The following is a 6,918-nucleotide window of genomic DNA, read 5'->3' on the forward strand; positions in this document are numbered from 1 at the left end:
GTTCCCGCAGCGGGCCTACGGCGAAGAGAAGTGCTACCAGCTGGACTTGGTGACGCCGGGCAGCTGCCCCGCGTGGGCCATCTCCCGGACGCAGATCCGGCACAGGCCGAAGACACGGTAGACCGCGCGCGGCCGGCCGCACCGCTGGCAGCGGCTGTACGCGCGGACCTTGTACTTCGGCTTGCGATTGGCCTTGACGACCAGTGCCTTCTTCGCCATCTACTCTCTCGCTCCTAGCGACGCCGGCCGCGGGTCAGGGGGGTCGGCTGTGGCGCCGCCGTCTCGGTGCGGAACGGGAACCCGAGCCGCCGCAGCAGCTCACGCCCTTCCTCGTCGGTGCGGGCGGTGGTGACCACGGTGATGTCCATCCCGCGCTGCCGGTCCACCCGGTCCATGTCGATCTCGTGGAACATCGACTGCTCGGTGAGACCGAACGTGTAGTTGCCGTTGCCGTCGAACTGCTCCGGCGACAGCCCGCGGAAGTCACGGATGCGCGGCAGGGCGATCGACAGCAGCCGGTCCAGGAACTCCCACATCCGGTCGCCGCGCAGGGTCACCCGCGCGCCGATCGGCTGGCCCTCGCGCAGCTTGAACTGCGCGATCGACTTGCGCGCCCGGCGCACCTCGGGCTTCTGCCCGGTGATCAGGGACAGGTCACGAACCGCGCCCTCGATCAGCTTGCTGTCGCGGGCGGCGTCGCCGACACCCATGTTGACGACGACCTTGACCACACCAGGGATCTGGTGCACGTTCGCGTAGCCGAACTCCTGCCTGAGCTCGTCCTTGATGGTCTCGCGGTACCGGGTCTTCAACCGCGGCACGATCTTTTCAGCGGTCGTCATCAGATGTCCTTACCGGTCCGGCGCGAGATGCGGACCTTCTTGCCGTCCTCGCCGATGCGGTAGCCGACCCGGGTCGGCTTGCCGTCCGAGTCCACGACCATCACGTTGGACACGTGGATCGGGGCCTCCTGGGTGACGATGCCACCGGACTGCGCGCCGCGCTGGGTCTGCGTGATCCGGGTGTGCTTCTTGATCCGGTTCACGCCCTCGACGAGCACGCGCTGGCGGTCCGGGTAGGCCTGGATGACCTTGCCCTTGGCGCCCTTGTCCTTGCCCGAGATGACGACGACCGTGTCGCCCTTCTTCACCTTCATCTCAGAGCACCTCCGGTGCGAGGGAGATGATCTTCATGAACTTCCGGTCACGCAGCTCGCGACCGACCGGACCGAAGATGCGGGTCCCGCGCGGTTCGTTGTCGTTCTTGATGAGCACCGCGGCGTTCTCGTCGAACCGGATGTAGGAGCCGTCCGGGCGACGCCGCTCCTTGGTCGTGCGGACGACGACGGCCTTGACCACGTCACCCTTCTTCACCCCGGCGGCCGGGATGGCGTCCTTCACGGTGGCGACGATGATGTCGCCGATACCGGCGTAGCGCCGCCCCGAACCACCGAGCACACGGATGCAGAGGATCTCCTTGGCACCCGTGTTGTCGGCGACTCGCAGCCGCGACTCCTGCTGGATCACGTCAACTCCTGTATGTCTCGCTGGTTCTGGGTCGCCCCAGCCTTGCGGAACGAGCGGGCCGTAGGGGCCCCTGGATTACTTGGCCTTCTCGACGATCCGCACGAGCCGCCACCGCTTGGTGGCCGACAGCGGACGGGTCTCCATGAGAAGGACGCGGTCGCCGATGCCGGCGGTGTTCTCCTCGTCGTGCGCCTTCACCTTGCTGGTGGTCCGCACGACCTTGGGGTACTTGGGGTGCTTCTTGCGGTCCTCGAGCTGGACCACGATCGTCTTGTCCATCTTGTCGGACACGACGTAGCCCTCGCGGACCTTGCGGTAGTTACGGCCAGCCTCCGCCTTCTGCACGGGCTGTGCCGCGAGCTGTTCCGGCGTCTCGCTCATGCGGCACCTTCCTCATCTTCACCACTGGGAGCCACCGACAGGCCGAGCTCCCGCTCACGCATGACCGTGTAGACACGCGCGATGTCGGTCTTCACCGTGCGCAGGCGACGGTTGTTGTCCAGCTGCCCGGTGGCCATCTGGAAGCGGAGGTTGAACAGCTCCTCCTTCGCCTCCTTCAGCCGTAGCACGAGCTCCTCGTTGGTGAGCTCACGAAGCTCTGACGGAGCAGTCCCTGCTTTCGCCATCAGAACTCACCACCTTCACGGGTCACGATTCGGCACTTCATCGGCAGCTTGTGGATCGCGCGGCGCAGCGCCTCGCGGGCCGTCTGCTCGTTCGGGAAACTCATCTCGAACATCACGCGGCCCGGCTTGACGTTGGCCACCCACCACTCGGGCCCACCCTTACCGGAACCCATCCGGGTTTCGGCGGGCTTCTTGGTCAGCGGACGGTCCGGGAAGATGTTGATCCACACCTTGCCGCCACGCTTGATGTGCCGGGTGATGGCGATACGAGCGGACTCGATCTGCCGGTTGGTCACGTAGGCGGGTTCAAGCGCCTGGATGCCGTACTCGCCGAAGGTCACCTTCGTGCCGCCCTTGGCGGCACCGGTGCGCTTCGGGTGGTGCTGCTTGCGGTGCTTGACCTTGCGTGGGACGAGCACGCCTCAGCCCTCCGTCTTCTCGGCCGCGTCCGGCGCGCCCTGCGCGGGAGCCTCGCTGGTCGCGACGTCGCTGTCTGTCTTGGCGGCAGCCCGGCCGGCCTCGGTCGAAGTCGGCGTGGTGCCTGAGGCGCCGGAGCGGCGCGGGCGGGACGGGCGGTCACGGCGCGGCGTACGCTCGGCCGCGGCCGCGGCGTCGCGCGCCTCCTTGGCCTTCAGGCCACCGACGACGTCGCCCTTGTAGATCCACACCTTCACCCCGATGCGGCCGAACGTCGTGCGGGCCTCGAAGAAGCCGTAGTCGATGTCGGCACGCAGCGTGTGCAGCGGGACCCGGCCGTCGCGGTAGTGCTCCGAACGGGACATCTCGGCGCCGCCCAGGCGGCCACCACACTGCACCCGGATGCCCTTGACCTGCGGCGAGCGCATCGAGCTCTGGATCGCCTTGCGCATCGCGCGCCGGAAGGCGACGCGGTTGGACAGCTGCTCGGCGACGGCCTGCGCGACGAGCTGGGCGTCTGCCTCGGGGTTCTTCACCTCGAGGATGTTCAGCTGCACCTGCTTGCCGGTCAGCTTCTCCAGCGAGCCGCGGATCCGGTCGGCCTCCGCGCCACGGCGGCCGATCACGATGCCGGGCCGGGCGGTGTGGATGTCGACGCGGACACGGTCGCGGGTGCGCTCGATCTCGACCTTGGAGATCCCGGCGCGCTCCATGCCCGTGGACAGCAGCTTCCGGATCTTGACGTCCTCGGCCACGTACTCGGCGTACTGCTTGTCGGCGTACCAGCGGGACTTCCAGTCCGTGGTGATACCCAGCCGGAAGCCGTGGGGGTTGATCTTCTGGCCCACTACCGGCCACCCTTCTTCTTACCGGTCTTCTTCGCCTTGGATTCCGGCCGCGACTCGACCTCCACCGTGATGTGGCTGGTGCGCTTACGGATCCGGTAGGCACGCCCCTGGGCGCGCGGCCGGATGCGCTTGAGCGTCGGGCCCTCGTCCGCGTAGGCGTTGCGCACCCACAGCGTGTCGGGGTCCAGGTCGAGGTTGTTCTCGGCGTTGGCCATGGCGCTGGCGAGCACCTTCGCCACCGGCCCGCTCGCGGCATACGGCGCGAACCGCAGGATGGCCAGGGCCTCCTGGGCATTCTTGCCCTTGATCAGCTCGATCACCCGGCGCACCTTCGTGGGCGAGTCCCGGACGAAGCGAGCCCGCGCATAGGCCGTGGGAAGCTCCTCGGCCGTAGCGTTCTGGGGGGCACTCATTCGTTAGTTCCTCTTCTCGGTGCGCGCTCTAGCGACGGCGCGACTTGCGGTCGTCCTTGATGTGGCCCTTGAAGGTACGGGTCGGGGCGAACTCGCCCAGCTTGTGACCCACCATCGCCTCGGTGACGAACACCGGGACGTGCTTGCGGCCGTCGTGCACGGCGATCGTGTGCCCGAGCATGTCGGGGATGATCGTGGAACGGCGGGACCAGGTCTTGATCACTGTCTTCTTGCCCGACTCGTTGAGTGCGTCCACCTTCTTGAGCAGGTGGTCGTCCACGAACGGGCCTTTCTTCAGGCTGCGCGGCATGTTCTTCTACCTCCCTGCTCAGCGCTTCTTGCCGGTACGCCGGCGGCGGACGATCAGCTTGTCACTCGGCTTGCGACGGCGGGTGCGGCCCTCGGGCTTGCCGTTCGGGTTCACCGGGTGACGGCCACCGGACGTCTTGCCCTCACCACCACCGTGCGGGTGGTCGACCGGGTTCATCACGACACCACGGACGGTGGGTCGCTTGCCCCGCCAGCGGTTACGGCCCGCCTTGCCCCAGTTGATGTTGGCGTGCTCGGAGTTGCCGACCTCGCCGACCGTGGCGCGGTTACGCACGTCCACGTTGCGGATCTCACCCGAAGGCATCCGCAGCTGGGCGTACGGACCGTCCTTGGCCACCAGTTGCACCCGGGCGCCGGCGGACCGGGCGATCTTGGCGCCGCCGCCGGGGCGGAGTTCGATCGCGTGGACCACGGTGCCGACCGGGATGTTGCGCAGCGGCAGGTTGTTGCCCGGCTTGATGTCCGCGCGCGGGCCCGCCTCCACCAGGTCGCCCTGCTTGAGCTTGTCGGGGGCGATGATGTAGCGCTTCTCGCCGTCGACGTAGTGCAGCAGCGCGATCCGGGCGGAGCGGTTCGGGTCGTACTCGATGTGCGCGACCTTGGCCGGGATGCCGTCCTTGTCGTTGCGCCGGAAGTCGATGACCCGGTAGGCCCGCTTGTGCCCGCCACCCTTGTGCCGGGTGGTGATCTTGCCCGAGGAGTTGCGGCCACCGCGGCCGTGCAGCGGGCGCAGCAGCGACTTCTCCGGCTCGGACCGGGTGATCTCGGCGAAGTCCGACACGCTCGCGCCGCGACGGCCCGGGGTGGTCGGCTTGTACTTACGAATACCCATGGAAGTTCCGTCCCCTTACGCGGCGGGTCCGCCGAAGATCTCGATCGGCTTGCTCTCCGCGGACAGCGTCACGATGGCGCGCTTGGTGTCCTTGCGCTTGCCGTAGCCGTAACGGGTCCGCTTCCGCTTGCCCGGCCGGTTCAGCGTGTTCACGCTGGTCACCTTGACGCCGAAGATCTGCTCGACCGCGATCTTGATCTGGGTCTTGTTGGCATCCGGGCGAACTATGAACGTGTAGGTGTGCTCTTCGAGCAGCCCGTAGGACTTCTCGGAGATCACCGGCGCGAGCAGGATGTCACGCGGGTCGGGGATCGCCACGCTGCTCACTGGTCACTCCCTTCCAGCTCGCTCGACTTGGCGGATGCCTTGGCGGTCTTGCCCTTGGCCGGGCCGGCGACGAAGGCGTCGTAGGCGGCCTTGGTGAACACCACATCGTCGTTGACCAGCACGTCGTAGGTGTTGAGCTGGTCCGGGTGGATCAGGTGCACGTGGGACAGGTTCCGCGCGGACAGCCAGCTCAGCTCCTCGTCGCGATTGAGCACCACCAGCACCCGCTTGGCCTGGGTGACCGCCGCGAGCGCCTTCTTGGCGTCCTTGGTGGACGGCTTCTCGCCGGTCACCAGCTCGGTCACCACGTGCAGCTGCCCGTTGCGGACCCGGTCGGAGAGGGCACCGCGGAGCGCGGCGGCCTTCATCTTCTTCGGGGTGCGCTGGGTGTAGTCGCGCGGTGTGGGGCCGTGCACGACGCCACCACCGGTGAACTGCGGCGCCCTGGTCGAACCCTGACGGGCCCGGCCGGTGCCCTTCTGCCGGTACGGCTTCTTGCCGCCACCGGAGACCTCACCGCGAGTCTTGGTGTCGTGCGTGCCCTGGCGGGCGGCGGCCAGCTGGGCCACCACGACCTGGTGCATCAGCGGGATGTTGGCCTGCGCGTCGAAGATCTCCACGGGGAGCTCGACGGTGCCAGCGGAGACACTGCCCTCGCTGGTCAGGGTTTTCAACTCGATCGTGGTCATTCGGTCGCACCACCCTTCGCGGCGGTCCGGACGAACACCAGGGTGCCCTTCGGTCCCGGGACCGCACCCTTGATCAGCAGCAGGCCGTCTTCGGCGCGCACGTCGTGCACGGTCAGACCCTGCGTAGTGACCTTGACGTGGCCCATCCGGCCGGCCATCCGCAGGCCCTTGAACACGCGGCCCGGGGTGGCGCAGCCACCGATCGAACCGGGCGCGCGGTGCTTGGCCTGGTTACCGTGACTTGCGCCCTGGCCCTTGAAGCCGTGGCGCTTCATGACACCGGCGTAGCCCTTGCCCTTGCTGGTGCCGGTCACGTCGACCGTGGCGCCGGCGGCGAAGACGTCGGCGGTGATCTCCTGACCGACCTCGTAGCTCGACGCGTCGGTGGTGCGCAGCTCGGCGAGGTACCGCCGCGGCGTCACGCCCGCCTTCTCGAAGTGGCCGGTCTCGGGCTTGTTCACCCGGCGCGGGTCCACGACGCCGAACGCCAGCTGCACGGCCTCATAGCCGTCGTTGTCCTTGGTGCGCACCTGGGTCACCACGTTCGGCCCGGCCTGCACGACGGTCACCGGGATGATCCGGTTGTCCTCGCCGAAGACCTGGGTCATGCCGAGCTTGGTGCCCAGGATGCCCTTCACTTGCCTGTCAGACATGAGTCCGTCTCTTCTATCTCCGCCGCCCGCGCTCCGGTAATGGTCGGACCCTGCGAGCAGGTCCTCCGGCTTACTGGATGTTGACGTCGACACTCGCCGGCAGATCGATGCGCATCAGCGCGTCGACCGTCTTCGGCGTCGGGTCGAGGATGTCGATCAGACGCTTGTGCGTGCGCATCTCGAAGTGCTCGCGCGAGTCCTTGTACTTGTGCGGCGAGCGGATGACGCAGTAAACGTTCTTCTCGGTGGGCAGCGGC

At 67.7% G+C, this 6,918-nt stretch carries 15 protein-coding genes; all 15 read right to left on the bottom strand.

Annotated features, from left to right (window positions below):
- Nucleotides 1-33: 33 nt before the first annotated feature.
- Nucleotides 34-219, bottom strand: a complete 186-nt coding sequence (locus VJT49_RS05845; protein WP_324163662.1) for a type Z 30S ribosomal protein S14 — start codon at nucleotides 217-219, stop codon at nucleotides 34-36.
- 14 nt (nucleotides 220-233) lie between these two features.
- Nucleotides 234-842 carry a 50S ribosomal protein L5 gene (gene rplE / locus VJT49_RS05850; RefSeq protein WP_324163663.1) on the bottom strand — a complete coding sequence of 203 codons (609 nt, stop codon included), beginning with the start codon at nucleotides 840-842 and terminating at the stop codon, nucleotides 234-236.
- Nucleotides 842-1,156, bottom strand: coding sequence for a 50S ribosomal protein L24 (gene rplX / locus VJT49_RS05855; protein WP_091505021.1), 315 nt, complete (start codon nucleotides 1,154-1,156; stop codon nucleotides 842-844). The genes rplE and rplX overlap by 1 nt, the downstream gene beginning before the upstream one ends.
- A 1-nt stretch (nucleotide 1,157) precedes the next feature.
- Nucleotides 1,158-1,526, bottom strand: a complete 369-nt coding sequence (rplN, locus tag VJT49_RS05860) for a 50S ribosomal protein L14 (RefSeq protein WP_027940992.1) — start codon at nucleotides 1,524-1,526, stop codon at nucleotides 1,158-1,160.
- A 75-nt stretch (nucleotides 1,527-1,601) separates the two neighbouring features.
- A complete protein-coding gene (gene rpsQ, locus VJT49_RS05865; protein WP_324163664.1) occupies nucleotides 1,602-1,907 on the bottom strand; it encodes a 30S ribosomal protein S17 in 306 nt (101 codons plus the stop codon).
- Nucleotides 1,904-2,152: a 50S ribosomal protein L29 gene (gene rpmC / locus VJT49_RS05870; RefSeq protein WP_324163665.1), complete on the bottom strand. Its 249-nt coding sequence runs from the start codon at nucleotides 2,150-2,152 to the stop codon at nucleotides 1,904-1,906. The genes rpsQ and rpmC overlap by 4 nt, the downstream gene beginning before the upstream one ends.
- The gene (gene rplP / locus VJT49_RS05875) at nucleotides 2,152-2,571 is read right to left on the bottom strand and encodes a 50S ribosomal protein L16 (protein WP_324163666.1); all 420 of its coding nucleotides are present in this window, start codon (nucleotides 2,569-2,571) and stop codon (nucleotides 2,152-2,154) included. The genes rpmC and rplP overlap by 1 nt, the downstream gene beginning before the upstream one ends.
- A gap of 3 nt (nucleotides 2,572-2,574) precedes the next feature.
- The gene (rpsC, locus tag VJT49_RS05880; RefSeq protein ID WP_324163667.1) at nucleotides 2,575-3,417 is read right to left on the bottom strand and encodes a 30S ribosomal protein S3; all 843 of its coding nucleotides are present in this window, start codon (nucleotides 3,415-3,417) and stop codon (nucleotides 2,575-2,577) included.
- A complete protein-coding gene (gene rplV, locus VJT49_RS05885) occupies nucleotides 3,417-3,830 on the bottom strand; it encodes a 50S ribosomal protein L22 (protein WP_324163668.1) in 414 nt (137 codons plus the stop codon). The genes rpsC and rplV overlap by 1 nt, the downstream gene beginning before the upstream one ends.
- Nucleotides 3,831-3,858: 28 nt before the next feature.
- Nucleotides 3,859-4,140: a 30S ribosomal protein S19 gene (gene rpsS, locus VJT49_RS05890; protein ID WP_027940998.1), complete on the bottom strand. Its 282-nt coding sequence runs from the start codon at nucleotides 4,138-4,140 to the stop codon at nucleotides 3,859-3,861.
- Between the two features lie 18 nt (nucleotides 4,141-4,158).
- A complete protein-coding gene (rplB, locus tag VJT49_RS05895) occupies nucleotides 4,159-4,992 on the bottom strand; it encodes a 50S ribosomal protein L2 (protein WP_324163669.1) in 834 nt (277 codons plus the stop codon).
- Nucleotides 4,993-5,007: 15 nt separating this feature from the next.
- On the bottom strand, nucleotides 5,008-5,319 hold the full coding sequence (gene rplW / locus VJT49_RS05900) for a 50S ribosomal protein L23 (RefSeq protein WP_324163670.1): 312 nt from the start codon (nucleotides 5,317-5,319) through the stop codon (nucleotides 5,008-5,010).
- Entirely contained in the window at nucleotides 5,316-6,008 is a 693-nt protein-coding gene (gene rplD, locus VJT49_RS05905) for a 50S ribosomal protein L4 (RefSeq protein ID WP_324163671.1), read from the bottom strand. The genes rplW and rplD overlap by 4 nt, the downstream gene beginning before the upstream one ends.
- Complete coding sequence (gene rplC / locus VJT49_RS05910) at nucleotides 6,005-6,661, bottom strand: 50S ribosomal protein L3 (protein WP_324163672.1); 657 nt, start codon at nucleotides 6,659-6,661, stop codon at nucleotides 6,005-6,007. Before rplC ends, rplD begins: the two co-directional genes overlap by 4 nt.
- Before the next feature lie 70 nt (nucleotides 6,662-6,731).
- A partial coding sequence (rpsJ, locus tag VJT49_RS05915; RefSeq protein ID WP_324163673.1) for a 30S ribosomal protein S10 occupies nucleotides 6,732-6,918 on the bottom strand: 187 nt, incomplete at its 5' end.

Source organism: Amycolatopsis sp., from assembly GCF_035276945.1.
In the GTDB taxonomy this organism is placed as follows: Bacteria; Actinomycetota; Actinomycetes; order Mycobacteriales; family Pseudonocardiaceae; genus Amycolatopsis_E.

Bases quoted from the DNA above. Each gene is read 5' to 3' on its own strand.
- rplV (WP_324163668.1), bottom strand. From the start codon at position 3,830: ATGAGTGCCCCCCAGAACGCTACGGCCGAGGAGCTTCCCACGGCCTAT.
- rplD (WP_324163671.1), bottom strand. From the start codon at position 6,008: ATGACCACGATCGAGTTGAAAACCCTGACCAGCGAGGGCAGTGTCTCC.
- rpsQ (WP_324163664.1), bottom strand. From the start codon at position 1,907: ATGAGCGAGACGCCGGAACAGCTCGCGGCACAGCCCGTGCAGAAGGCG.
- rpsS (WP_027940998.1), bottom strand. From the start codon at position 4,140: ATGCCGCGCAGCCTGAAGAAAGGCCCGTTCGTGGACGACCACCTGCTC.
- rplC (WP_324163672.1), bottom strand. From the start codon at position 6,661: ATGTCTGACAGGCAAGTGAAGGGCATCCTGGGCACCAAGCTCGGCATG.
- rplE (WP_324163663.1), bottom strand. From the start codon at position 842: ATGACGACCGCTGAAAAGATCGTGCCGCGGTTGAAGACCCGGTACCGC.
- rplB (WP_324163669.1), bottom strand. From the start codon at position 4,992: ATGGGTATTCGTAAGTACAAGCCGACCACCCCGGGCCGTCGCGGCGCG.
- VJT49_RS05845 (WP_324163662.1), bottom strand. From the start codon at position 219: ATGGCGAAGAAGGCACTGGTCGTCAAGGCCAATCGCAAGCCGAAGTAC.
- rpmC (WP_324163665.1), bottom strand. From the start codon at position 2,152: ATGGCGAAAGCAGGGACTGCTCCGTCAGAGCTTCGTGAGCTCACCAAC.
- rplX (WP_091505021.1), bottom strand. From the start codon at position 1,156: ATGAAGGTGAAGAAGGGCGACACGGTCGTCGTCATCTCGGGCAAGGAC.